This window comes from Pandoraea pneumonica, assembly GCF_049918595.1.
GTDB classification, from domain to species: domain Bacteria; phylum Pseudomonadota; class Gammaproteobacteria; order Burkholderiales; family Burkholderiaceae; genus Pandoraea; species Pandoraea pneumonica_A.
The window spans coordinates 485812-509561 of sequence record NZ_JBNCRZ010000004.1; the positions used below are offsets into that span (position 1 = coordinate 485812).

Sequence of the window (23750 nt, forward strand, 5' to 3'; positions counted from 1 at the left end):
CAGGTCTCCACGGAGAAGAAGGGGCGCGCGAGCGCGCCCCGGCGGGCTCGGCTACAGCGCAAAAGCGTGGATTTTACCGCCCTTCATCACCATCGGAATCCGTTCGCCCTGACCCAGCAGACAGTCGAGCGAGCGCAGCGGATCGCCGTCGACGATCAGCACGTCGGCATGCGCGCCCGGCACGATCTCGCCCAACTGGCCAGACTGGCCCAGCACTTCCGCGCCGACGACCGTCGCACTGCGCAGAATCTCGGCGGGCGTCAGCACTTCGGCGCGCAGCCGGAACTCGTCCGATTGCAGCCGCTGCGATTCGCCGAGCAAGTCCGATCCGTAGCCCATCTTCACGCCCGCGTCGCGGAAGATTTCGAGTGAGCGCATCCCGGCCGCGTGCACATCCGCGATTTTCGCCACGCTGTCGTCCGGCAGGCCGAGCGACTTGCCTTCGTTGGCGAGCGCATCGTAGGTGACGAGCGTGGGCACCACGTACGCGCCTTGTTCGGCCATGTAACGAGCCGTGGGGGCATCGATGAGATTGCCGTGTTCGATGGTGCGTACACCGCATCGCACGGCACGTTCGATGGCCGCTGCCGTGTAGGCGTGTGCCAGCACGTACGTGCCGCGTGCGCGCGCTTCGGCGACGATGGCGCGTATCTCGTCTTCCGAATAGCCCCATGCGCCCACGGGGTCGGTCGGCGAGGCGACACCACCCGACGCCATGATCTTGATCTGATCCGCGCCCATTTGCAGTTCTTCGCGCACGGCGCGGCGCACCTCATCCACGCCGTCAGCCACACGTGAGAGAGCACCCACGCGCACGCAGCACGGGCACGGCCCATCGGTGCCGATGTAGTCGGTGCGCGCTCGGCCGTCGCCATGCCCACCGGTCTGGCTGATCGCGCGGCCCGAGACGAACAGGCGCGGGCCTTCCGCGAGGCCGCTCTCTACCGCGTGCTTGATCGCGTGTCCGGCACCGCCTGCATCGCGCACGGTCGTGAAGCCGCGCCGCAACATCCCTTGCAGAATCGGCACCGACTTGAGCGTGACGAGCACGTTGGGCAAGTGCGCCTGCGCCGACAAGTTGAGCTGCGTGGCGTGTACGTGCACGTGCAGATCGATCAGGCCCGGCATGACGGTTTTGCCGCGCGCATCGATCTCTCGTGCGGCGGCGCTGCGAATCGGTTTATCCGAGACTTCCTTAATGCGACCGTTTTCGATCAGCACGGCGTGATCAGTGCGCAACTCGCCCTTGACCGGATCGAGCAACGCGCAGTTCGACAACAAAATCGACTCCATAACCTCTCCTCCCAGAAGGTGTGTCTCTATCTCGGCGCGCGCGATGCGAAGCGCGCATTGCCTGCATCGGGTGCGCTTAGTCGATGGTCGCGTGGGCCAGCGTGCGCGGCGTGCGGGTGAGCATTTCGGGGGTGTCGCCCGTGACGACAGAATCGTCAAGTCGGAAGCCACCCAAGCCATAGACATAGATGCCCGGCTCGGCGGAATACACCTCGTTGGCCAGCAGCGGACGGTGGTTGAACGCCATGTCGTCGGGATACTCGTGGCCGATGATGCCCATGCCATGCCCGGTGCGATGGCGGATGTACTCGCCGCAACCGGCTTTCTCGATGACGGCTTGCGCCGCAGCGTCGATGCCCGAAACCGGTCTGCCAGTGACGGCCGCATTCACGGCGGCTTCATTGGCAGCGCGTGCGACTTCGTAGAACTTCGCCTGATCGCTCGACGGCTTGCCGCAGAACCACGTGCGTTCGTTCTCGATGACAAGCCCGTTCAGGCGCGGAATCACAATGTTGACCAACCCGTCGCCTTCGCGAATGACGGCACCGCACGATGCGCCGTCGCCGTGCGGTGAGGCCGACGCGGGACCGGACAGCGTCCAACAGCGCATGACTTCGAGGTTCTCGCCGGGGAAGCGCTTCGCGCCTTCGGTGACCATCAACGCGGCCATTGAGTAATCGAGTTCCTGCACGAGCCGCCCCGGGCGAATGTTCTCGCGATAGCGGTCCTGCACCCAGTCGGCCAGTTCGGACGCGGCGCGCATGATCGCAATTTCTTCCGCATGCTTGACCCAGCGCAGCGAGCGCATCTCGGCGAGCATCGGTACGAGCTTCGCATCGGGTAGCAATGCGTTGGTGCGCGCGAGCGGCCCGCCCGCGGCATCGACGCCGATACGTGCACCCGCAAGCCCCGCCGCACGCAGACGCTCGGCGATCAGCGACGGCACTTCGGCGAGCAACGGCAGGCGTTGAGTCACGCGCGGATGCTCGGCGTACAGCGCGACGCGATCAAGGTCGAGCCACAGATGGCCGCGCTCGCGGGCCATCATCAAGTGGTGCGTGGATAGTTCGTTCATGACCGCGAACGGTTCACCGTCGCGCGGCACGCACACGGCAATCGGGCGCTCCCACGTCTGCACGTCGACGTGAAAGTTGGTCGCCCACTGGAAGAAGTCGGCGGCAGTAAACACCAGTGCATCGACGCGCGTGTGATCCATCAGATCGTTCATCAGATCGCGGCGGTACTGGCGGGTGGCATCGGAGAGTATCGGCATGGCGAAATCCTTTCGAGCGGAAATGTCCGGCGAGCGGGAGCGAGTGGGCGCGAGCCGGGCGGAATGGCCGGATGTGTGAGATCGGTCGGGTCAGTCAGGTCATCATGGTCTTCGCGTAGCGGCGCTGAATGACCCAGTGCGAGGCAATGGCGAGGGCAAACGTCACCACCATCGAAATCAGCGAGAGCACGGCACCGAACGGCCAGTTGTTCGCCTTCGCGATCTGGTCGTAGATGGTCGGGGTCATCATCGTGATGCCGGTGCCGCCGAGCAGCACAGGCGTGGCATAGGCGTTCATGCACAGAATGAACACGAGCATCGTGCCCGCCGCAATGCCGGGGGCTGCCATCGGCAGAATTACGCGGATGAGCGTCTGCCGGAACGTGGCGCCGAGATTGCGGGCCGCTTCCTCGACGGAGAAGTCCATGCCTTCCAACACGCTTTGCAGCGTGAGAATCATGTACGGCAGCACCACGGCAGTCGTGCCGATCACCACAGCGAATGGCGTGTAAAGCAAGCGAATCGGCTGCGGCACGATGCCCAGCGAGACGAGCAGCGAGTTCACGAAGCCCGCGTTGCCGAGCATCACCATCCAGCCCGCCGCGCGCACCACATTGCCCACGAGTAGCGGGAACACGAGAAGAATCACCAGCAAACTCTTGAAGCGGCTTTGCGTGCGCGCGAGCACATACGCCACCGGAAAACCGAGCACAAGCGCGAGTGCCGTGCACAGCGTGGCGACCTTGATCGTGGTCCATAGCACCGACAAGTAGTACGGATCGGTGAAGAACTTGAGGTAGTTCTCGCCGGTGATGGCGGCCTGCATCATGTCGACAGGGTCGAACCGGTTCAGGCTGTAACGCAGCAGTTGCAGCCCGGGCAGCACGATCACCACCAGCACGACGAGCGTAGCCGGAAACATGAGCGCACCGCCCGTGAAGGCACCGCGCACCGCGCGTGCGGTGGTGCCTCTGGGCGCGTTCGACAAACGGGTGGGCGAGGGCATGGTCGACTCGGAGGAATCTGGCGCGGTGGCGGCGTTCACAGGCCCACCTTGAATTCCTTGTTCCAGAAGTCGAGCAACGCGGGCTTGTCGGCAGTGAACTTCGCGTAGTCGAGCTTGACCATGCGATCGAGTTCCGCGTTGGTGAAGCCCACGCTTTGTTGCAGCGACGGCGGCAGGTTCGCGTTCTTCACCGTCGGCGCGTAGCCCATCGTTTCAGCAAAGCCGATTTGCGCGCGGGCATCGAGCATCGCGTTTAGATAATTGAAACCGCACGGCTTGGATTGCGAATTCTTCGGCACAGCTGCTTCGAACGTTACCGGCACGGCGCCTTCCTTGGGCACGACATAGTCGATGGGCACGCCTGCTTTTTTCCATTGCAATGCGCGCGCTTTCCACATGCAGGTGAACCAGATGTCGCCGCTCTTGAGCGCCGAGGCGACCGCTTCGTTCGACGGATAGACCTTTGGTTGCTGCGACTTGCGCAACTCGCGCAGGAACTGCATGCCGCCTGCCGTATCGCCGTCCTTGTGACCGGCGGCGAGCGAGCTGCTCACGACGTTGAAGTTGTAGAGAATGTCGGAGAAACCGACCTTGCCCTTGAGTTTCGGATCGAGCGCGGCCATGAACGAGTCGGGTTTCGTGCCGAGCTTTTCCGGGTTGTACACGATCACCATCGCGCTGAAGATGTGCGGGATCGAGTAAGGGCGGCGCAGCGTTTCGAGCGTGTTGGCGAGATTCGGCACGAGCTTGGCGTCCACCGCCTCGAGAATGCCCGAGCGATTGATGTCGTACATATCGAGATCGGCCAGACATGCCACGTCGAGCGAGCCGCGGCGCGACGCTTTCTCGGCGCGCAGCTTGGTCATGCGTGCGACCTGATCGGCCGAGTCGTAGGTGACTTTGCCGCCGGTGGCTTCGATGATCGGCTTGCCGATGTTTTGTTCGAGCAGGTTCAGGTAGTCGCCGCCCCACGTGCCGACCACGACATTCGGGCAGGCATCGGCCGCGTGTGCCGAGAGGGTTTCGAGGCCGAGCGCCGGGGCCAGCACGAGGCCGGAGGCGGTCTTGAGAAACGTGCGGCGGTTCAGGGCGTGCGTCATGTCGTCATCCTTCCAAACGTGAGGCCGAAGCGGTGGGCGGGGTGTGAGTGAGTCGGTGGTAACAGTTCAGGCGTTGAACAACAGGCAGTCGCTCGGCGAGAAACACGCCTTGAGCATTTGGCCCGGGGCGTAGCGGCCTGCGCTGTCGCTGGCGGTGTTAGGGACGTGCGCGACGAGCGTCTCGCCTTGCTGGCTCTTCAGGCGCAGTTCCAACGTGGAGCCGAGATAAATCGTCTGATCGACGGTCACCGGCACGGCGCTCTCGTGGGCGACGGGGGCGTCGGTCAGGCGCAAGCGCTCCGGGCGGATACCGAGTGTGGTGGCGTCGGGGGCGGCGTCGGCCAGCGCGAAACGTTCGCCTTTCGCGGTGACGAAATGGCCATCGTTCATGCGTCCGGCGAGGAAGTTCATCTTGCCGAGGAAGTTCGCGACGAACGGGTTGGCCGGGCGTTCGTACAGCGCGTCGGCGGTGCCGATCTGCTGTACACGGCCGTCGTGCATCACGGCGAGACGATCGGCAATGGCGAGCGCTTCTTCCTGATCGTGCGTGACGAAAATCGTCGTCAGGCCGAGACGCCGTTGCAGCGCGCGGATCTCTTCGCGCACTTCGGTGCGCAGCTTCGCGTCGAGATTCGAGAGCGGTTCGTCGAGCAGAAAGACGTCGGGCCGGATCGCGAGCGCACGCGCGATCGCCACGCGTTGCTGTTGTCCGCCGGAGAGTTGGCGCGGGTAGCGGTCTGCCAACTGCGTGAGGCGCACCATGTCGAGCGCTTCGCGAATGCGTGTGGTGCGCTCGGCACTCGACACATGCCGCATCTCCAGCCCGAACGCGACGTTCTCGGCCACGGTCATGTGCGGAAAGAGCGCGTAGCGCTGGAACACCATGCCCGTGTTGCGCCGGTGCGGCGGCAGACGCGAAACCTCTTTGCCGCCGATCCAGATTTCGCCATCGGTCGGCTCGACGAAGCCTGCGACCATGCGCAGCGTAGTGGTCTTGCCGCAACCGCTCGGACCAAGAAAGGCGACGAGTTCGCCTTCGGCAATTTCCAGCGAGAAGTCGGCTACCGCGGCTGCGTTGCCGTATTGCTTGCGCAGACCGCGCAGGGAGACGTTGGCCATGTCAGATCACCTGGCTGAGTTTGACGAAGCGGTCGGTGATCAGCATCACGATGCCGAGCAACACGATCTGCGCGGCAGAGACGGCCGCAATCGTCGGGTCGAGATTGAATTCGAGGTACTGCATGATCGCGATGGGCAGGGTGGTCTTGCCCGGGCCCACGAGCGGCAGCGTGAGTTCGAGGTTCTCGAACGACACGATGAAACTGAACAGCACAGCGGCGACGATGGCCGGACGCAACATCGGCAGCGTGACGCGCCACAGCGTGCGCCACGGGCCCGCGCCGAGATTGCGTGCGGCCTCTTCGATAGTGCCGTCGATTTGCGCGAGGCTCGCACCTACGAGGCGCATCGTCCACGGAATGGTCAGGCAGATGTGTGCGACAACCAGCCCGCCGAAGGTGCCGACGATATCGACATCGAACAGGTTTTCCGCGCGCAGATAGAAGAGATAGGTCGCGATGCCTGCGACGATGCCGGGCACCACCAGCGGCAGCAACAGCACATTGCCGAGCGTACGGCGCCCGGGAAAGCGATAGCGGGCGAGGGCGAGCGAGGCGGCCACGCCGAGAATCACGCCACCGATGGCCGCACACGCGGCGAGTTGCAGCGAGAGCAGGAAGCCGTTGGCGAACGCGGCATTGCGCCATGCGTTCAGATACCACGACACCGTGTAGCCGCTGGGCGGGAAGGTGATGATCGCGTCTTTGAAGAAGCTCAGCCAGATCACGAAAATCAACGGGCTCAGCATGAACAGGTAGATCAGCGTGATCCCTGCACGTACCAGCCATTTGCCGACCGGCACGCTGCGTGGCTTGCCTGCGGGCAAGCGTCGCGTGTCGCTTGGCGCTGCTTGCAGCGCACCCGGCACCCCACTCTGTTCCATCGAAGTCTGCGTCATTGGCACCCTTCCCGGTATCGTGGATTCGATGCAATTTTGAATTGATCGAAACGTTGATATGCAAATTAGCATATCAAAATCGACATGCAAACCGGAAAGCTGTCAGGGTTTCAACGGAGGGGAGACGAGGGCGTGGTGCGCGTTCCGCACAGAGGAATTGCGGAACGCGAACCGGTCGGCGGGAGCGTCAGTTTTGCCAGAGCTGGCGCACGGTGGCGAGCGCGCGCTGCGGCGCGTCGCTGGCCGTGCAGTCGACGATATGCCGCTCGGGCATCGAGCGCAGCCACGTGAGTTGACGCTTGCACAACTGACGCGTGGCGAAGATGCCCTTGTCGCGCATCGTGTCGTAGTCGGTCTCGCCGTCGAGGTATTCCCACACCTGACGGTAGCCGACGCAGCGCATCGAAGGCAGGTTGGGATCGAGATCGCCGCGTGCGCGCAAACGTTCTACTTCTTCGATGAAGCCTGCGGCGAGCATCAAGCGAAAACGCTCGGCAATTCGCGCGTGCAAAACCGAACGGTCGCTCGGCTCCAACGCGACAGGGATGAACGTATGCGGTGATTCTTCCGCGGGCGCTTGCGCTTGTTCAGCGAGCCACTGCGACATCGGCTTACCCGACAGTTCGAAGATTTCGAGCGCGCGTTGTACGCGTTGAGAATCGTTCGGCGCAAGGCGTGCTGCTGTCACCGGGTCGACGGCCGCGAGTCGTGCATGCATGGCAGGCCAGCCCTCGCGTGCAGCATCTTCGTCGAGTCGTGCACGCACGTCAGCATCGGCAGACGGCAGCGGCGATAGGCCCTGCGTGAGCGCTTTGTAGTAGAGCATGGTGCCGCCGACGAGCAAGGGCCGGTGTCCGCGTGCGGTGATCTCGTCGACAAGGCGCAGCGTGTCATTGCGAAACTGCGCGGCGGAATAGGCATCGCGCGGATCGATGATGTCGATCAGGTGATGCGGTACCGCAGCGAGTTCGGCGGCGCTGGGTTTGGCCGTGCCGATATCCATCTCGCGATAGACGAGTGCGGAATCGACACTGATGATTTCGATCGGCGTGTCTTGTGCGAGCGCGAGGGCGGCAGCGGTCTTACCGGATGCCGTCGGGCCCAGCAGGCAGACAATCGGGGGCGGGGGATTCATGAACTTCGGGATACCTTGTTACCTTGCGATGCTTCTGCTGCAACTCAACGGCCGCGCATGAACAATTTGTCGAGATCGCCCAGCGTCAGTTGATACCAGGTGGGGCGGCCGTGATTGCACTGGTCTGCACGCTCGGTCGCCTCCATCTGGCGCAGCAACGCGTTCATTTCCTCGTGCGTCAGACGCCGGTTGGCGCGCACGGCACTATGGCAAGCCAGCGTGCCGAGCAGTTCGTGCTGACGCTCGGTGAGCACACGCGAGCCACCGAATTGACGCAAATCGGCGAGCACCGCGCGGGCCAGTGCCTGCGCATCGGCACCGTCGAGCAGGGCGGGGATAGCGCGTACGGCCAGCGTCGTCGGCGACATGGCGGCGAGGTCGAAGCCGAGCGCCTTTAGCGTTTCCTGATGCTCTTCCGTCGTGCCGATTTCCACCGGATCGGCGAAGAACGTCACCGGAATCAGCAGCGGCTGCACCGGCACGCTTTGCTCGATTAGCGCGTGTTTGAACTGTTCGTAAAGAATGCGCTCGTGGGCAGCGTGCATGTCGACGAGCACCAGCCCATAGGCGTTCTGCGCGAGGATGTAGATGCCGTGCAACTGACCGAGCGCGAAGCCGAGCGGTTGCTCCAGTTGCATCGCGTCGGGCGTGGCACCCGGCGTCAGGCCGTCGGTCGTCGGCACGGCGGTGCCGTCGGCGGCGGTTCCGGGCGCGCCTAATGCACCGAGCGAGCCGTAAGCGTTGGCCGGGACATCGGTGACACCCGGTTGACCATACGGACGCGGCGCGGGAGGCGCAGCGCGGCCGAACAGGTTGTCGTAGACCGAGAGCGGTTGCGCAACCGGCAAGGTGCCTTGTTGCGCGCGGGGATTCCAACTGCTGCCACTCGGCGAGCCGAAACCTGCCGCAGGGCGTGCGCCCATCATGCCGAAGCCGTTGCCGCTCGGGTTGGCGCTGCCTGCGGCTAACCCACCACCTTCTGTGACGTGTGCCGCATGCGTCGCACCGCCACTGCCAGCGGCGCGCGCCAGCGCGCGCTGCACGGCGTGGAAGACGAATTGGTGCACGCTGCGCGCATCGCGAAAACGCACTTCGATTTTCGACGGATGCACGTTCACGTCGACCAACTGCGGCGGCAGTTCGAAGTACAGCACGTAGGCTGGGTAGCGATCACCGTGAAGCACGTCTTCATAGGCGGCGCGCACGGCGTGCGTGAGCAGCTTGTCGCGAACGAAGCGGCCGTTCACGAAGAAGAATTGCTGATCGGCACGGCCACGACTGGCCGTGGGCAGCCCGACGAAGCCGGACAGCCGCAACTCGGCCGCGCCCTCGTCGAGCGCGAGGTGGGCATCGGCAAAGTCGTTGCCCAGCACCCGCGAGACGCGCGTGGCGGCGTCGGACACGTTCCAGTGTTCCACCGCCCGGTTGTTATGCAGGATCGAGAAGCCGACGTCGGGGCGCGCGAGCGCGCTGCGGCGAATCACGTCCATGCAGTGACCGAATTCGGTCTGCTCGGTCTTGAGGAATTTACGGCGGGCAGGGGTGTTGAAGTACAGATCGCGCACATCGACTGTCGTGCCGACCGGCCCAGCCGCAGGTGTCAGCGCGCCGGTATTGCCGTCGATGGCGCTCGCGTGCGGGGCGTCGATCTGACGGCTCGACAGCGTGAGCTGGGCGACAGATGCAATGGAGGCCAGCGCTTCCCCTCGAAACCCGAGGGTGAGCACCGATTCGAGCTCGTCGAGCGTGCGAATCTTGCTGGTCGCGTGGCGCGTGAGTGCGAGCGGCAACTGCTCGGCGGACATGCCGCCGCCGTCGTCGGTGATGGCGATGCGGCGTACGCCGCCTTCTTCGAGCTTGATCTGGAGGGCACGGGCACCCGCGTCGAGCGCGTTCTCGAGCAATTCCTTGACCACGGAGGCCGGGCGCTCGACCACCTCGCCAGCGGCGATCTGGCTGATCAACTGATCGGGAAGCACACGGATGGCGCGCGCGGGCGCAAGGGCCGCCGGCATGGGGCCGGGCAGGCGGGCAGCCGTGGCGGCAAGGTCGACGGGGGCGCCAGCGAGTTCGTCGGGCGCGCCGGCAAGGCCGTCGGCAGCGGAAGCGGAGGTCGGGGTGGCAGACATGGGAACCATTATAAAGGTTGCCCTCAAAGACATAGATCGGTCAGCGTTTCAGCCTGCAATACCTAACGAACAGCTAACAAACACCCGCTATAGTCCTGTCATGGGAAGGTTTGGGGCAAGCTTTTGTGGCGGGAAGGTGTCCGACGGCCGGTGAATGGGCAATTTTTGGTTGTCATCGGCACTTAACGACGCCCGACGATTGCGCTGGTATGATGCGACTCGTCGCGCGCCCGTGGGGACGGGCCGGCGTCCTTTATCTTGAGGAATCGACTTGGATACTTTGGTGCAGTTGCTGGAGATGGTGCTCCACATCGATAAGCATTTGGGTGTGTTTATCGATCAATACGGAAACTGGGTCTATCTGTTCCTGTTCTTGATCGTGTTTGTCGAGACGGGGCTGGTGCTCTTCCCGTTCCTGCCAGGCGATTCCCTGTTGTTCATCGGCGGCGCGTTTGCGGCGACCGGGGCGATGGATCCGTGGCTGCTCGGCGTGCTGCTCTTTATTGCGGCAGTGACCGGCAATACGCTCAATTACTGGATCGGCTCCAAAATCGGCCCGCGCGTGTACGAGAAGAACTGGCGTTTTCTCGATCGCGATGCGCTTCGCAAGACGCACGACTTCTACGAACACCACGGCGGCAAGACCATCGTGATGGCGCGTTTCGTGCCGGTGGTGCGCACGTTTGCCCCGTTCGTGGCGGGCGTGTCGGCCATGTCGTGGGTGCGTTTCCAGCTCTATAACGTGTTGGGCGCTGCGATCTGGGTGGTACTGCTCGTGGGCGGTGGCTATCTGTTTGGCAACATGCCGATCGTCAAGCAATACCTGAACGTGATCGTGCTCGTGGGTATCAGCGCCGCTGTGGTGCCGATCGCGCTGGGTGCGGTGTGGAAGCTGTTCACGCGCGGCCGTCGCCGTGTGCCGCAAAGCCAAGGCGAGTAAGCGAGTTGTGACGACGCTGTGACCCTCAAGGGGTGCGGCTTCGCAGGGGTCAAAAAAATGGCGCGTCCCGATGGGGCGCGCCATTTTTGTTTGTGGCGTCCGATGCGTCCAGCCTTTCCAGTCTTACCAACCTTATGCCGTGCGGTTCTTCGCCAGCGGCGGGTTCTTGGCGAAATACGCCTTGATGCCGGTGAGCAGGGCGTTGGCGAGCTTCTCCTGATACGCCGGATCGTTGAGCCGTTGCTCTTCATCGGGATTGCTGATGAAGGCGGTCTCGACCAGCACCGACGGAATATCTGGCGCCTTGAGCACGGCGAACGACGCTTGTTCGACGCGCCCGCTGTGCAGCCGGTTCAGCCCGCCGATCTGCTTGAGCAGTGCATCGCCGAACACCTTGCTGTCGCGAATCTGCGCCGTGGTCGACATATCGAGCAGCGCATGCGCCACCGTGCGGTCGTTGGTCTTGATGTTCACGCCACCGATCAAGTCGGACGCGTTTTGCGTTTTTTCGAGCAAGCGTGCCGTCGCACTCGTGGCACCCCGCTCGGAGAGCGCAAACACCGACGAGCCGTTGGCCGCAGGCGAGGTGAACGCATCGGCGTGAATCGACATGAACAAGTCGGCATCCACGCGGCGAGCCTTCTGGACGCGTACGCCAAGCGGCACGAAGAAGTCGGCGTCGCGCGTCATCATCGCGCGCATATTGGGCTGCGCATCGATCTTGTCGCGCAGGCGCTTGGCGATTTGCAGCACCACCACCTTCTCGTACGAGCCTTTGCTGCCGATGGCGCCCGGGTCTTCGCCGCCGTGCCCCGGGTCGAGTGCGATGGTGAGCAGTCGTGCCGTTTTCGGGCCACGCGAGGGCGGCGGGGTGATGGTCAGACCGTCGTCGCTGTCGTTGTTCTGGGCCAGCGGCGGGGTTTTGTCGGGAGCCGGCGGCCGTGTGGGACGTGTCGAGGACGACGGCGTCGGCGGGCGTGCCGGTGCCGCGTTGCCCGCATCGCGTTGGGCGTATTGCTGGAAGAACGCTTCGCTCTCTTCGTTGCTGGGGGTGCCGGTCGCGCCTTGCTGCGCAAGGGCTTCGGCTTTGTGGCCCGACTTCGCGAGCAACTCCATGAGCGGATCGGGTTCGACCGCCGGATACAGGTCGAACACCGTGCGGTACTTGTAGCCCGCCACCGGGGGCAGCGTGAACGATTGCGGCTTCACCCCGGCTTTCAGATCGAACACCATGCGCACGACACCGGGCTTGAACTGGCCCACGCGCACCTGCATGATCTGCGGATCGTTCGGTTGAATCTTGGCGACGAGGTCGCGCAGCGCCGGGCTCAGATCCACTTCGTCGAGGTCGATCACGAAGCGGTTCGGACTCTCCATCAGCTGCTGCTGGAACTTGACCGGGTTGTCGGTCTCGAGCGTGACGCGTGTGTAGTCCTTCGCCGGCCACACGCGCACCGCGACGATGGCATTGGCGAAAGCGAGGCGGGTGCCGGTGACGGCAAGTATCAGCGTCGAGGCGCCCGCGCGCAGTGCTCGGCGGCGGCCGGCATTGGGCGAGGAAGCGTCGTCGGTTCGGGCAAAGCGTTTGATCAGCATGAGTTCAGGCAAGCAAGGCCGGCCGGCGTATAGGCGCTCGTCGTCAGACGGCGGCCATCGCCAACTGGTTCCAACCACAGGCGTAAATCGGGGGTGCCCAGCAGGCCGTCGGCTTTTTCAGGCCACTCGACCAGACACAACGCGTCGCCGGCAAAGTGCTCGCGAAAGCCCGTGTCGTGCCATTCGGCCGGATCGGCAAAGCGGTACAGGTCGAAATGATAGACCGGCAATACACCCTGTGGCGTGTCGATGTTGTACGGTTCACACAGCGCATACGTCGGGCTTTTAACGCGCCCGGTGTGGCCCAGCGCGCGCAGCAGCGCACGCACGAGGGTTGTCTTGCCTGCACCGAGATCGCCCGAGAGTTGGACGTGCAGGCCGGCATGCGCGGCGTCGGTATGGGCCATGCGCGAGACGATGGCGTGCGCGAGTGCCGCTGCGAAGGCTTCGGTGGCAGCTTCGTCGGGGAGCGCAAAAACGCGCTCGCCCAATGGCGCGGACGCTGTGTGTTCGGGCATTGCGTAAAATGGAGTCGATGAAAGCTTCCGTGATTTTCCCCGCTCCCGCCGCACAAGTCGAGCCATCGGCACCGCCAGATGGGCCCGAAGTGTCGCCCTCGCGCGACAATACGGCGATTGTTTCGCTCAGTGCAGCGCAACTGTCGGCGCTCGCCGGGCAAATTCGCACGTGGGCAAGCGAGCTGGGCTTCGGTGAAGTCGGCATCACGGACACCGATCTCTCGCATGCCGAACCGGGCTTGCAGCAGTGGCTCGACGACGGCTGCCACGGCGACATGGACTACATGGCCGCGCATGGCATGAAGCGGGCCCGTCCCGCCGAGTTGGTGCCCGGCACGCGGCGCGTGATCAGCGCGCGCATGAATTACCTTCCCCAAGATACCGATGTGAACGGCTGGCGTCAGCGCGAAGCCGCGCGCTTGCACAAGCCGGGCGAGGCCGTGGTCTCGCTCTATGCGCGCGGTCGTGACTATCACAAGGTAATGCGCAACCGGTTGCAGCAACTTGCCGACCGGATTGCGCAGGCGATCGGGCCGTTCGGGTATCGCGTGTTCACCGACTCGGCCCCGGTGCTCGAAGTCGAACTCGCGCAAAAGGCGGGACTCGGCTGGCGCGGCAAACACACACTGTTGCTCTCGCGCGACGCCGGGTCGCTGTTCTTCCTCGGCGAGATCTTCGTCGATGTGCCGTTGCCGGTCGATGAGGGCGCTGCGCGCGGCGAACACTGTGGCCAATGCCAGAAATGCCGCGACGTGTGCCCGACTGGAGCCATCACCGAAGCGTTTCGCGTAGATGCGCGGCTGTGTGTGTCGTACCTGACCATCGAGCACAAAGGGGCCATCCCCGAGCCGTTGCGCGCCAAGATGGGCAACCGCATCTACGGCTGCGACGATTGTCAGCTCTTTTGCCCGTGGAACAAATTTGCCCAGCCGTCGCCGCTGACCGATTTCGCTCCGCGCAACCGGCTCGACTGCGCATCGCTGGTGGAATTGTTCGCATGGACCGAAGCCGAGTTTCTCGATCGCCTGCAAGGCAGCCCGATTCGCCGTATCGGCCACGAGCGTTGGCTGCGCAATTTGGCGGTTGGCTTGGGCAATGCGCTGCGCGAAGCCGCCGATGAAGTCACACGCAAGCCGTTGCGCGACGCGCTGGCCGCACGCGGCGATCACCCAAGCGCCTTGGTGCGCGAGCATGTGCAATGGGCGCTGGCTCAGGAAGGAGCGATCGTTTGACCCCGCGCGCACCCAAGACCCCGAAGGCGGGCATCGACCCAGCCGTCGACTTCGATGACGACGAACCGTTCGAGCAAGCCGCGCTAGACGATATCGACGAGGTGGCCGCTAGCTCGTCCGTAGATTCGTCCGAAGACACACCGCTCGAATTCGATGCACAGGGCGCGGCGTATGTGCGCAGTGCCACGCTGATCGACCAGTTCTGCGACACGATCTGGCTCGAAGACGGCCTCTCGCGCAATACGCTCGACGCTTACCGGCGCGACATGCGCCTGTTCGCCGAATGGTTGGCCGCCAAACACGACATGGCGCTCGATGGCGTCGACGAGGCGGCGCTCTCGGCTTATCTGGCCTGGCGCCGCGAGAGTTTGGCCAGCAGCGTGAATCGTCGGTTGTCGGTGTTCAAGCGCTTTTATCACTGGGCGTTGCGAGAACACATCGTGCATGTGGACCCCTGCCTGCGCATCGCTTCCGCCAAGCGCGCGCAACGGTTGCCATCGACGTTATCGGAAGCGCAAGTCGAGGCGCTGCTCGCAGCCCCAGATCTCACGCAGCCGCTTGGGCTACGCGATCGCGCCATGCTGGAATTGATGTACGCGAGCGGATTGCGCGTCTCGGAGCTGGTGGCGCTCAAGACCATCGAAGTCGGGCTGAACGAAGGTGTGCTGCGCATCTTCGGCAAGGGCGCGAAGGAGCGGCTGGTGCCGTTCGGCGACGAGGCCAGCGGATGGCTGACGCGCTATCTGGCGCAGAGTCGCGGCGTGCTGCTGGCCGGGCGCGCGTGCGACGTGTTGTTCGTCACGCAACGCGGCGACGGCATGACACGGCAAGCGTTCTGGTATCTGATCAAGCGCTACGCGCAACTCGCAGACATTCACGCACCGCTCTCGCCGCATACGCTGCGGCATGCGTTCGCCACACACCTGATCAACCACGGCGCCGACTTGCGCGTGGTGCAGTTGCTGCTCGGCCACGCCGATATTTCCACCACGCAGATCTACACGCACGTCGCGCGCGAGCGCTTGAAGTCGTTGCACGCGCAGCACCATCCGCGCGGATAGGCGAGGCTCGCGCTTACAGCAACGCTTTGAGCTTGTGCTTGAGCACCTTGCCCGTGGACGCTGCCGGCAGCGCATCGAGCACGCGAATCTGCGCGGGGCGCTTGTAGGGGGCTAACCGGCTTGCCGCCCATGTCGCCAACGCGGCCACATCGACGCGGTGGCCCGGACGCGCTTCCACGAACGCGATCACTTCTTCATTGCCGTCGGCTTCACGGCCCAGCACGGCCGCTTGCAACACGTCGGGATGACTCGCGAGCGCTTGCTCCACTTCGATCGGATAGACGTTAAAGCCGGAGTGGATGATCAATTCCTTCGCGCGTCCCGCGAGGAAGAGCGCGCCGTCGGCTTCGCGCCGCGCGAGATCGCCCGTGCGTAACCAGCCATCGGGGGTGATCGCGGCGGCGGTGAGTTCCGGTGCGCGGTAATAGCCGAGCATGACGTTCGGACCGCGCACCCAGAGTTCGCCGACGTCGCCGTCGGGCAAGTCTTGCCCCTGCGGATCGACGATGCGCACGGCGACGCCGGGAATGGCCGGTCCCACAGCGCAGTCGTCACGCGGGGCGTCGAGCAACGTCTGAGATACGGTCGGACTGCTTTCGGTCAGCCCATAACCGTTGTGAATCGGCAGACCATAGAACGCTTGCACGCGGGCCTTGAGCGCGGCATCGAGCGGCGAGCCGCCCGAGTACACGAAGCGCAGACGGGGTGCCACGAGGGGCGTGCCCTGACTCGCGACGTACGCCATCAAGCGCGCGTGCATCGCGGGCACCCCCTGCAATATGGTTAGCCCATCGTGAGCGAGCGAATCGAGCACCGCTTCGGGCGTGAAGCGCGCCGCCAGCCGTAGCGTGCCACCGGCGTACAACGTGCCCAGACACACGGAGGTCAGCCCATAGACATGCGAGATCGGCAGCACGGCGTAGGCGACGTCGTCGGCCCCCACACGCCGCAGCGTGCTCGAGATGGCGGCGATGAACAGCAGATTGCGATGCGAGAGGCGCACGCCTTTCGGTGTGCCGGTCGTACCCGTGGTGTATATGAGTGCGGCGCATTGCTCGGCGTTGTCGGCCTGCACGGGTTCGACTTCGCTGTCGGGATCGGCGTCGGTGGCGGCAAGCGCACCTAGGGCCAATTCCGTCCAGACGATCGCCGCGCCTTGGCTGCGCGCATGTGCGGCAGCGTCGGGCGACGCATCGACAGTGAAAATCGCACAGCGCGGGCGGGCATGGTCGCGGATAACGCCGAGTTCCGTGGCCGACAACCGCGCGTTACATAGCAACGGCCACGCGTCGAGCGAGGCCACGGCCAACAGCAGCACCACGTAGGCGATGCCGTTCTCGCCGACGATCATCACGCGATCGCCGCCGCGAACGCCATGCGCGCGCAGATGTTCGGCGGTTGAGGCCACGGCGTGGGTCAGTTCACCGTAGGTCAGTCGGCGGAAATCGTCGATTAGCGCGATGCGCGTGGGCGCTTGCGCCGCAATGCGTGCGGGCAGGGTGTCGATGCGCGGTGGCAGGTTCGCCAGCCATTGTGCGGCAAGCGCGTCCTGAGGCGAGGTGTCGTAGTGGGCGGCCATGGCGGCATTGTAATGCGTCGCCAGCGGCATCGTCATGCAGGCAGGCATTCGCGGATTCATTACAATCGACGCGTTCACCTGCCCGTCATTTTTCAATAATTTTTGCAATATGAAATCCAAGGCAACCGCAGAAACGCCTGCCACCAAAGCCCTTGCCGGTGCTGGCGTGACGTTCGGCAATCACTTCTACGAGTACCAGGAGCACGGCGGCACGCGCGTCTCCTCGGAAGCGCTCGGTGTGCCCGAGCACAGCGTCATCAAGACCTTGGTGATGGAAGACGAGAACGCTAGTCCGTTGATCGTGCTCATGCACGGCGACTGCCAGGTCTCGACCAAGGCACTGGCCCGTCAAAGCGCGCGCAAGCGCATCGAGACGTGCAAGCCGGAAGTGGCGCAACGGCATTCGGGGTATCTCGTCGGTGGCACGAGCCCCTTCGGCACGCGCAAGCGCATGCCCGTTTATATGGAAGCCACGATTCTCGATCTGCCGGAGATTTACATCAACGGCGGACGCCGCGGGTATCTGGTGTCGATCGCCCCGTCTGAAATCGTGCGCTTGCTCTCGCCGACACTCGTGAACGCCGCACTGGCTGACTAACCTCCGCCCGCTGTCACACACCGCGTGCAATTCTGACTTGTCAGATGTTCACGCGGGCAACGTCTCTCTACGATGGTCATGCCACGTGATGCATGAACGAAAGCCGTTCACGCGTCACGGTCGGCTTAGCCATTCGCAGGGAGACATGAGATGTCGATTCGAAACCATCGTGTCATGGCGATGCTCGTCGCCGTCGGCACGATGTGGCCACACGTGCCCGCATGGGCCAATGTGACGGTGTCGCCCATCGCCAGCGTGATCGCAGGCACGGGGCAGCCGGTCAGCATTATTCGTGTGACGTCGCAGTCGGCGCTCACGCAATACGTCGAAGTCACGGTTCGGAAAGTCATCGATCCGGCGACGCCCGCCGAGCACGAGACGCCGGTCAGCGCGCTCGACGGCGGCCTTGTCGCCTCTCCCGGTAAATTCGTCCTCTCTGGCGGCGCAACGCGGCAGGTGCGCGTCGTGGCCCTTGGCCGCCCGGAGAGGGAGACCGTCTACCGCGTCTACATTCGCCCCGTCGGGGCCATCGAGGACGCGACACCTGCCGCCGCGCAGGACAACATCGTCACCGACGTTCAGGTCAGCTTCGTGTGGGGCGCGCTCGTGCGCGTTCAGCCTGCACGCGCCGTCGCTGCGCTGGCACGCACCGCCGATAACGCCGGGGTTGCGAACATCGGCAACGTTCGCGCCCACGTCCTCGCGATAGGGCTGTGCGCCGCAGAATCGAACGACACCTGCCAATGGCAATCCATCGGGCAAAGCGTCTATCCCGGACTGCGTCTCGCCATCCCTGAGTCGATGCGCGCCTACGCAACGCGCATCCAGTATCGGGTCGACAGTGAGCGAGAGGATCGGTTTGCCGATCTGGGTGTCTCGCCGTAGCGCCTCGCGGGGTCGTCTGCCTCGGCCTTTCCCAGCCGGTATGACCGGCACTTCCTTCCCTTACCTCACTTACCAAGGAAAGCTATCCATGAAGCGAATCAAGCACCTGAGCGTGGCATTGGCCATGACGCTCCCGATGATCTCGGTCTGCGCCGCAGAAGTCGTCATCGACCTGACGGCCAGCATCGATCCCACGCTGTCGGTGTTGCAAGCGAACGGCGCGCCGATGCCGCAAAGCCTGGTGATGACCTATAACGCCGCCACTCGGCAAGTCTCGGCGCCCGTCGTGCAAACACGCCTGCATACCAACGACGACACGCAAAACGTCGACGTGCGGCTGGGAAGTGCCGCGCAGTTGCTGCACACGACGAACGTTGCGGCGACACCGATTCCGCTCACCGTCCAACTCGGCGGGCGGCCGATTACGACCGCCAATACCAGCTTTACCGCGGCAACGCTCTGGCAGGGGGGGAGCACCGGCGAGTCTGTCACGTTGCCGCTCACGATTACGGGCGGGCTGACGGGCACGAACACCCCGCCCGCCGGTAACTACACCGGCCGCCTCGAAGTGTTGCTCGTCGCCGCCGCGGCCGGCTAACTCCCCCTCGATGTCCGCGGGCCAGCGTGCAAGCCGTCGATTGACGCATGGCGCTGGCTCGGCCTGCTTTGCATTCACCATGCGCTGTCTGCCGTACACGTCATTCGTCTGCTTTGCCGTGGCACTCGGTGCCGATGCGACGGCGTCGACCGTGAACGCGTCGCGGGTGCCCCCGGGTTTCGAAGACATCGTGCACGGTCAGGTCGAGCAGATCGAAATTCGGATGCTGGGCAAGACACTGGGCATCTTTCCGGTGTTGGTCCGCCCTGACACGGTGAGACTGGAAACGCCGGAGGCGGTGGCCGCGGCCATCGGTTTGCCGGCGGCAGCGCGCGACGATGCCGACGCGTCCGGCACGTCGCCCGTCGCTGCCAGCAGATTGGCGGCCCTTGCCAGACCCATGGCCAGAAATGGCCACTTGGCGTGCGACACCGGCTGCGGATATCTGGATACTGAGACCGCCGACGTCATCTTCGACGAACAGCGCGGCTCGCTCGATCTGTTTCTCGCCAAAGCGTGGCTGCCAGTGCCGGATACGACCGGACAACCGTACTACGCGAACGCCGCAGGCAGCGAGCGTGCTTTGATTCATTCACAAGTCATCAATGCGGCCGGGTCTGGTACGCAGCGCAATCTCACGGTGCTGGGTAACGGTGCCCTGGGCATCACGTCGCGCAGCTTTGCGGGCTTCGACTGGTCGCTGGTGCATACAGGGCAGCACGGCCAGCGTGGCACCAGCGAAGAGGAACGCGGCGCAGACCGGTTGCGCGCATCGTTGAACAGCCTCTACTACCGTCACGATTTGGGCCCCGCGCACTACACACAGTTCGGTCGGATGGACCAACGCGACTTATCCAGCACGCGCGGAGGAAGTTTCGGTTTTTCATTGCTGCCGGTGCATCGGTTCGACGGCGTGCGTGTCGGCACGTCGCAGGCTTATGTCAACGAGCGCCATGCCGCGCAAGGCTCGCCGCTGACGGTACTCCTCACCCGCGACGCACGTGTCGATGCCTATCGCGGCAATGAATTGCTCGGCAGCGCCTATTTGCCAGCCGGCGTGCAGTCCATCGACACCCGCTACTTTCCCGAAGGCACGTATCTCGTCTCGCTGCGCATTATCGAAGCCGATACGCTGGTGCGCACGGCGTCGGAACCCTTCACCAAAGTCGGCGGCGGGGCGTTCGAGCAGCGTTTGCAATGGTTCGGGCAAGCCGGACGTGTGGCCGATGAGCGCCACGGGCGCGGCGACACCGATGCGCTTGGCTTTACCGCACAAGCCGGGGTGCGCACGCCCGTTGGCGGCGGCGTGTTGCTCACGAGCGGTGTCGGCTGGGTACCGTCGGCCTTGTACAACGAGACGCAACTGAGTTGGCGTCACGCATTTGCGTTCGGCACGCTGACATTGGCGGGCAGCGCACTCGTCGGCACTGGCGGCGCGTACGGCAACACACAATCCATCGCGCTCTCCAACGGCCTTGGCTTGAGTGTGTATCGCTACCAGATGCGCGACACGTCGTGCGCGCAGAACACAGCGGCGCTCGGGGCGTCGGCACTCAACCTGGGGTGCTACGACTCGCTTAATGCCGCGCTCTCGGTGCCGCTGGGCGCATGGCAGGCGAGTGCTGGATACGGCTACAACAAGACGCATGGACGCGCGCTCTCGACGGCCAAATTTCCCGAAGTGCCGATGCTTGTGGGCGACGCTGACGTTCGTCACAACGATCGGGTTTCGCGCACGCTACAGGCGACGCTTAGTCGGACGTTCCGGTGGCGCCGCTTGTCGGTCGCGTCGCGTGTCGGCGTGTATGAGCGTCGTGGGACGACGCGGGGCAGTGGCGCAATGGGGACTGCGACCGCTAGCCGTGATACCGGGGCATTCGTGAGTCTGACGTTTGCGGCGCATTGCCCGAAGCCAGCGGCGCAGGGGGCCACGACCTACAGTACCGCGGGCGTGGAAGTGCGCACCGGCGAGGGGGCGCGTCGCAGCGGCGCGCAGACGGGGTATCAGGCATCGCATGCCTGGACATGGGACGACACGTCGCGTCGGGAGCTTGCTGTCGGCGTCTCTGGCGAGGTGCACGGCGATGTATCGGCGACGGTGCGGGGTGCCATCGATGGCCGCTATGGCGACGCCAACGCGATGCTCTCGGGCAGCGCCCGCCGTGATGGCATCGTCGGCGGCGACCGGGTGTCGTTCACGGGCGGCTACGCCTCGTCACTGGCGATTACGCGTGAGCGCGTGCTGCTTGGCCCGGCATTTCTCGCTGGTGAGGCACCTGCCGCCGTGGCCATCGTCGTGGCGCGCGATGACGCTCGGACACCGGGGGCGGCGGCCAGACTCGATGTCGGCGGGCGGCCGGTGACGGTGGACTTTGGCGGTGCCGCGATCGTGCCGGTGAGTGGCTATCGTTTGCAGTCCGGCGAGGTGTCGGAGGCAACCTCTGGCGTTCATGACCACACGGTGAGTCTGGTGCGCGGGGCTTCACGTCGCGACTATTTTCTGACGCCGGGGCGCGTCGTGACGCATGACGTTTCTGCCGGGCGCAGCTACACCTACGTGGGGCGCGCATTGGGCCCCGATGGGTTGTCGCTCGATCACGCGCAGGTACTCAGCGTCTCGGCACAGCCGCTCGACGATCAGGGGGTGTTCATGATCGAGTCGCCACGCCAGCTCAGCGCGCTCTATTTGCTCAGTCGAGGGCAACCGCTTCGCTGCGCGATCGATGTGACGCGGCGCGAGGATGTGGTCCACGTGACGGGCACCACGCAATGCGAGGCGCTCGCGCAGGAGACGTTGCCCGAAGGGATACGTGCCGACACACGCGTGCAACGCTTGCTGAGCCAGCGCGAACGGCCGGTGCAGGAGACGAGGCGAGAGGTCGATGATGCGGTTACGCGGTAACGGGGGAGTGCGGCGTCGGGGGCCGTCGTACCTGATGGCAGGTGCAGTGGCGCTGGGGAGTTTGTGCATCGTAGAGGACGTGTTTGCACAGGCGTTTCCGGTCGATCACCGGGAGAGCGTCGAGCAAACGGTCGACCTTTCGAGCATTGCCGCGAACTGGCGGTTCAGAGAACCGCTTCAGGTCCACTACACGCCGGGGGATATTCGCGGCTCGCGAACGGCTTATGGTTGCCGCTCCAATGCCGACAGCGCGGTGGGTGCCTGCGCGGTGCGCCCGACTTCAGACCCGTCCGGGGCGCGTACGAGGATTCGGCTACGCTTCGTCGAAAGCCGAACGCATCATGCCGTGGATCTCGTTGTGACAGGGGCCAAGATCGTGACGGTGAGCGGCACGACGTGCACCCACGTTCGCCGACAGCTTCATGACAATACGAACAACGGGACGTGTGGTGGCAGACGTTATGACGTGTCGCGTTACGACTTGAGCCTGAGCCGGGAAGAGATGGCCAAAGTACCGATGGCCGGTATCTGGCGGGCGCAACTGATGCTCGATGTCATCGAACTTGGACAGACCGCCCGCAGTGCTGCGCACGTGTACGACATCACGCTGAACGTCACGGACCGCAACAATGCGCAGATCTATTTTCCGGCGCTCGCCACGGTCAACCCACGCGTTGCCTTCGATCTTCGCAGCCGTCCGGGGGCTGGGTTCGTCCCGGTGATCTTCGGTGGACGCGCTTTGGATTTGTGCTTCTACGATGGCTTCGGATCGAACAGCGAAGGGGCGTTGCGCGTGCGCGCCACCGGTGCGCGCGGACAGTTTCCAGAACAGCCCACAGGGTATGCCTCGATCGCAGCACGCGGCACGCCCGGGCTGTTGCCCGGCGACCGAATCGATTATCGCGTCGGACTGACCTACGGCGGCGCGACGCAGTGGCTGCGTATCGGCGACGCGGCCGGTACGGCGCTCACACCAACCTCACAATCCCAGATCCGGTTGGTCAGACTCCCCGGCATTCCGGTGCCGGTGGCGTGCACCCCGGCGCGGCTGAACTTCGAGATCGCGCCGTTCGTGGTGACGACCAAACGGCATGGCGAATACGACGGGGCGCTACGGCTCGAGATGACCGTCGATGCCGGACGCATTTGAGAGCGCGGCCGTCGACAAACCCGCCCGGAAGGCGAAGCCGTAAAGATCGGCGTCGCACTCGATGCCGAGCTTTTTCATCGCGCTGACTTTCTGCGCACTGATGGTCTGCTTGGTCCGGTGCAATCGTGCGGCAATGCCTGTGACCGATACCCCGGAAACGTACAGACGCAAGACCTCGGATTCCCGCTTGCTCAGCGGTTTGCCTGCGGTGCTCGCCGCTGGCCGTGACCCCGATGCGGGGCTGCGGAATGCTTGGCCCAGATACACCGCGTGAATGGCTGCAATCAGGTGATGTAAGTCGAGCGTCTTGTTGAGCACCGCTCGAATGCCTAGCGCACCGATTTGCCGCAGGAGAGCCGGGTTCTCGATCGAGGTGAGGACGACGATGCGCAACTTGGGGAATGTGCGATGCAGAAAACCGAGCAACGTCATGCCATCGCCGTATCGGCCGCCGGGCATCGCGTAATCGGTGACGAGTACGTCGCAGGGGGCACGCAGTATCGATTCGACGATCTCCGTGGAATTGCGCGCGGTACCCACGATTTCCAGCGACGGCTGGTCCTCAAGTTCGTACCGTAACCCGGCAAGAATGGCGGGGTGATCGTCGGCTAGGGCAACGCTTATTTTTTTCATGCTCCGTGGTCTCCAGCAAAGGGCACGAGTGAGGCATACGCCGCATGCTGCGGGTTCCGCGAATTGCGTATAAACGCATGACTAACGTGTGCTACGCCCACAAAC

The 23750-nt window shown here is 64.3% G+C and carries 20 protein-coding genes; 8 read left to right on the forward strand and 12 right to left on the reverse strand.

Annotated features, from left to right (window positions below):
- Positions 1-51: 51 nt before the first annotated feature.
- From ACPWR9_RS18825 to mutL, 8 genes are all read right to left on the reverse strand, one after another.
- Positions 52-1293 (reverse strand): amidohydrolase family protein, encoded by a 1242-nt coding sequence (locus ACPWR9_RS18825; protein ID WP_426330973.1) that lies wholly within the window; start codon positions 1291-1293, stop codon positions 52-54.
- Between the two features lie 76 nt (positions 1294-1369).
- Entirely contained in the window at positions 1370-2566 is a 1197-nt protein-coding gene (locus ACPWR9_RS18830; RefSeq protein ID WP_426330972.1) for a M24 family metallopeptidase, read from the reverse strand.
- A 94-nt stretch (positions 2567-2660) separates the two neighbouring features.
- Positions 2661-3488, reverse strand: coding sequence for an ABC transporter permease (locus tag ACPWR9_RS18835; protein WP_426331113.1), 828 nt, complete (start codon positions 3486-3488; stop codon positions 2661-2663).
- A gap of 119 nt (positions 3489-3607) precedes the next feature.
- Positions 3608-4672: an extracellular solute-binding protein gene (locus tag ACPWR9_RS18840; protein ID WP_426330971.1), complete on the reverse strand. Its 1065-nt coding sequence runs from the start codon at positions 4670-4672 to the stop codon at positions 3608-3610.
- Between the two features lie 66 nt (positions 4673-4738).
- Positions 4739-5791: an ABC transporter ATP-binding protein gene (locus tag ACPWR9_RS18845; RefSeq protein WP_150680645.1), complete on the reverse strand. Its 1053-nt coding sequence runs from the start codon at positions 5789-5791 to the stop codon at positions 4739-4741.
- Position 5792: 1 nt separating this feature from the next.
- On the reverse strand, positions 5793-6689 hold the full coding sequence (locus tag ACPWR9_RS18850; RefSeq protein WP_426330970.1) for an ABC transporter permease: 897 nt from the start codon (positions 6687-6689) through the stop codon (positions 5793-5795).
- A 187-nt stretch (positions 6690-6876) separates the two neighbouring features.
- Positions 6877-7824 carry a tRNA (adenosine(37)-N6)-dimethylallyltransferase MiaA gene (miaA, locus tag ACPWR9_RS18855; protein ID WP_426330969.1) on the reverse strand — a complete coding sequence of 316 codons (948 nt, stop codon included), beginning with the start codon at positions 7822-7824 and terminating at the stop codon, positions 6877-6879.
- A 44-nt stretch (positions 7825-7868) separates the two neighbouring features.
- Positions 7869-9839 (reverse strand): DNA mismatch repair endonuclease MutL, encoded by a 1971-nt coding sequence (gene mutL, locus ACPWR9_RS18860; RefSeq protein ID WP_426331112.1) that lies wholly within the window; start codon positions 9837-9839, stop codon positions 7869-7871.
- Between the two features lie 385 nt (positions 9840-10224).
- Between mutL and ACPWR9_RS18865 the strand changes: the two genes are divergently transcribed.
- Positions 10225-10893, forward strand: a complete 669-nt coding sequence (locus ACPWR9_RS18865) for a VTT domain-containing protein (protein WP_150680642.1) — start codon at positions 10225-10227, stop codon at positions 10891-10893.
- Positions 10894-11025: 132 nt separating this feature from the next.
- Here ACPWR9_RS18865 and ACPWR9_RS18870 read toward each other — a convergent pair whose 3' ends face one another.
- Both ACPWR9_RS18870 and tsaE read right to left on the reverse strand, forming a co-directional pair.
- Positions 11026-12489, reverse strand: coding sequence for an N-acetylmuramoyl-L-alanine amidase (locus ACPWR9_RS18870; RefSeq protein ID WP_426330968.1), 1464 nt, complete (start codon positions 12487-12489; stop codon positions 11026-11028).
- A complete protein-coding gene (gene tsaE / locus ACPWR9_RS18875) occupies positions 12483-13007 on the reverse strand; it encodes a tRNA (adenosine(37)-N6)-threonylcarbamoyltransferase complex ATPase subunit type 1 TsaE (RefSeq protein WP_150680640.1) in 525 nt (174 codons plus the stop codon). The genes ACPWR9_RS18870 and tsaE overlap by 7 nt, the downstream gene beginning before the upstream one ends.
- A gap of 17 nt (positions 13008-13024) precedes the next feature.
- Between tsaE and queG the strand changes: the two genes are divergently transcribed.
- Together queG and xerD are read left to right on the forward strand one after the other, a co-directional pair.
- A complete protein-coding gene (queG, locus tag ACPWR9_RS18880; protein ID WP_426330967.1) occupies positions 13025-14239 on the forward strand; it encodes a tRNA epoxyqueuosine(34) reductase QueG in 1215 nt (404 codons plus the stop codon).
- 173 nt (positions 14240-14412) lie between these two features.
- The gene (gene xerD / locus ACPWR9_RS18885; RefSeq protein WP_426331111.1) at positions 14413-15300 is read left to right on the forward strand and encodes a site-specific tyrosine recombinase XerD; all 888 of its coding nucleotides are present in this window, start codon (positions 14413-14415) and stop codon (positions 15298-15300) included.
- A 13-nt stretch (positions 15301-15313) separates the two neighbouring features.
- Here xerD and ACPWR9_RS18890 read toward each other — a convergent pair whose 3' ends face one another.
- The gene (locus ACPWR9_RS18890; RefSeq protein WP_426331110.1) at positions 15314-16879 is read right to left on the reverse strand and encodes a class I adenylate-forming enzyme family protein; all 1566 of its coding nucleotides are present in this window, start codon (positions 16877-16879) and stop codon (positions 15314-15316) included.
- 109 nt (positions 16880-16988) lie between these two features.
- On the opposite strand from ACPWR9_RS18890, the gene ACPWR9_RS18895 reads away from it, so the two are divergent.
- The 5 genes from ACPWR9_RS18895 to ACPWR9_RS18915 all read left to right on the forward strand — a co-directional run bounded on the left by ACPWR9_RS18895 (position 16989) and on the right by ACPWR9_RS18915 (position 23012).
- Positions 16989-17477 carry an aminoacyl-tRNA deacylase gene (locus ACPWR9_RS18895; protein WP_426330966.1) on the forward strand — a complete coding sequence of 163 codons (489 nt, stop codon included), beginning with the start codon at positions 16989-16991 and terminating at the stop codon, positions 17475-17477.
- A 150-nt stretch (positions 17478-17627) separates the two neighbouring features.
- On the forward strand, positions 17628-18362 hold the full coding sequence (locus ACPWR9_RS18900) for a fimbrial protein (protein ID WP_426330965.1): 735 nt from the start codon (positions 17628-17630) through the stop codon (positions 18360-18362).
- Positions 18363-18450: 88 nt separating this feature from the next.
- Positions 18451-18960 (forward strand): CS1 type fimbrial major subunit, encoded by a 510-nt coding sequence (locus tag ACPWR9_RS18905; protein WP_426330964.1) that lies wholly within the window; start codon positions 18451-18453, stop codon positions 18958-18960.
- Between the two features lie 79 nt (positions 18961-19039).
- Positions 19040-21862 carry a TcfC E-set like domain-containing protein gene (locus ACPWR9_RS18910; protein ID WP_426330963.1) on the forward strand — a complete coding sequence of 941 codons (2823 nt, stop codon included), beginning with the start codon at positions 19040-19042 and terminating at the stop codon, positions 21860-21862.
- Positions 21843-23012: a CfaE/CblD family pilus tip adhesin gene (locus ACPWR9_RS18915; protein ID WP_426330961.1), complete on the forward strand. Its 1170-nt coding sequence runs from the start codon at positions 21843-21845 to the stop codon at positions 23010-23012. Before ACPWR9_RS18910 ends, ACPWR9_RS18915 begins: the two co-directional genes overlap by 20 nt.
- Here the strand turns inward: ACPWR9_RS18915 and ACPWR9_RS18920 are convergent.
- Positions 22974-23645 carry a response regulator gene (locus tag ACPWR9_RS18920; RefSeq protein ID WP_426330960.1) on the reverse strand — a complete coding sequence of 224 codons (672 nt, stop codon included), beginning with the start codon at positions 23643-23645 and terminating at the stop codon, positions 22974-22976. The two genes, ACPWR9_RS18915 and ACPWR9_RS18920, sit on opposite strands and share 39 nt — an antisense overlap.
- Positions 23646-23750: the final 105 nt, after the last annotated feature.

Excerpts from the sequence above, each read along its gene's own strand:
- tsaE (WP_150680640.1), bottom strand. The coding sequence starts at position 13,007 with ATGCCCGAACACACAGCGTCCGCGCCATTGGGCGAGCGCGTTTTTGCG.
- ACPWR9_RS18920 (WP_426330960.1), bottom strand. The coding sequence starts at position 23,645 with ATGAAAAAAATAAGCGTTGCCCTAGCCGACGATCACCCCGCCATTCTT.
- ACPWR9_RS18825 (WP_426330973.1), bottom strand. The coding sequence starts at position 1,293 with ATGGAGTCGATTTTGTTGTCGAACTGCGCGTTGCTCGATCCGGTCAAG.
- ACPWR9_RS18905 (WP_426330964.1), top strand. The coding sequence starts at position 18,451 with ATGAAGCGAATCAAGCACCTGAGCGTGGCATTGGCCATGACGCTCCCG.
- ACPWR9_RS18850 (WP_426330970.1), bottom strand. The coding sequence starts at position 6,689 with ATGACGCAGACTTCGATGGAACAGAGTGGGGTGCCGGGTGCGCTGCAA.
- ACPWR9_RS18890 (WP_426331110.1), bottom strand. The coding sequence starts at position 16,879 with ATGGCCGCCCACTACGACACCTCGCCTCAGGACGCGCTTGCCGCACAA.
- miaA (WP_426330969.1), bottom strand. The coding sequence starts at position 7,824 with ATGAATCCCCCGCCCCCGATTGTCTGCCTGCTGGGCCCGACGGCATCC.
- ACPWR9_RS18830 (WP_426330972.1), bottom strand. The coding sequence starts at position 2,566 with ATGCCGATACTCTCCGATGCCACCCGCCAGTACCGCCGCGATCTGATG.
- ACPWR9_RS18900 (WP_426330965.1), top strand. The coding sequence starts at position 17,628 with ATGTCGATTCGAAACCATCGTGTCATGGCGATGCTCGTCGCCGTCGGC.
- ACPWR9_RS18845 (WP_150680645.1), bottom strand. The coding sequence starts at position 5,791 with ATGGCCAACGTCTCCCTGCGCGGTCTGCGCAAGCAATACGGCAACGCA.
- ACPWR9_RS18895 (WP_426330966.1), top strand. The coding sequence starts at position 16,989 with ATGAAATCCAAGGCAACCGCAGAAACGCCTGCCACCAAAGCCCTTGCC.
- ACPWR9_RS18835 (WP_426331113.1), bottom strand. The coding sequence starts at position 3,488 with ATGTTTCCGGCTACGCTCGTCGTGCTGGTGGTGATCGTGCTGCCCGGG.
- ACPWR9_RS18910 (WP_426330963.1), top strand. The coding sequence starts at position 19,040 with ATGCGCTGTCTGCCGTACACGTCATTCGTCTGCTTTGCCGTGGCACTC.
- ACPWR9_RS18840 (WP_426330971.1), bottom strand. The coding sequence starts at position 4,672 with ATGACGCACGCCCTGAACCGCCGCACGTTTCTCAAGACCGCCTCCGGC.
- queG (WP_426330967.1), top strand. The coding sequence starts at position 13,025 with ATGAAAGCTTCCGTGATTTTCCCCGCTCCCGCCGCACAAGTCGAGCCA.
- ACPWR9_RS18870 (WP_426330968.1), bottom strand. The coding sequence starts at position 12,489 with ATGCTGATCAAACGCTTTGCCCGAACCGACGACGCTTCCTCGCCCAAT.
- ACPWR9_RS18915 (WP_426330961.1), top strand. The coding sequence starts at position 21,843 with ATGATGCGGTTACGCGGTAACGGGGGAGTGCGGCGTCGGGGGCCGTCG.
- mutL (WP_426331112.1), bottom strand. The coding sequence starts at position 9,839 with ATGCCGGCGGCCCTTGCGCCCGCGCGCGCCATCCGTGTGCTTCCCGAT.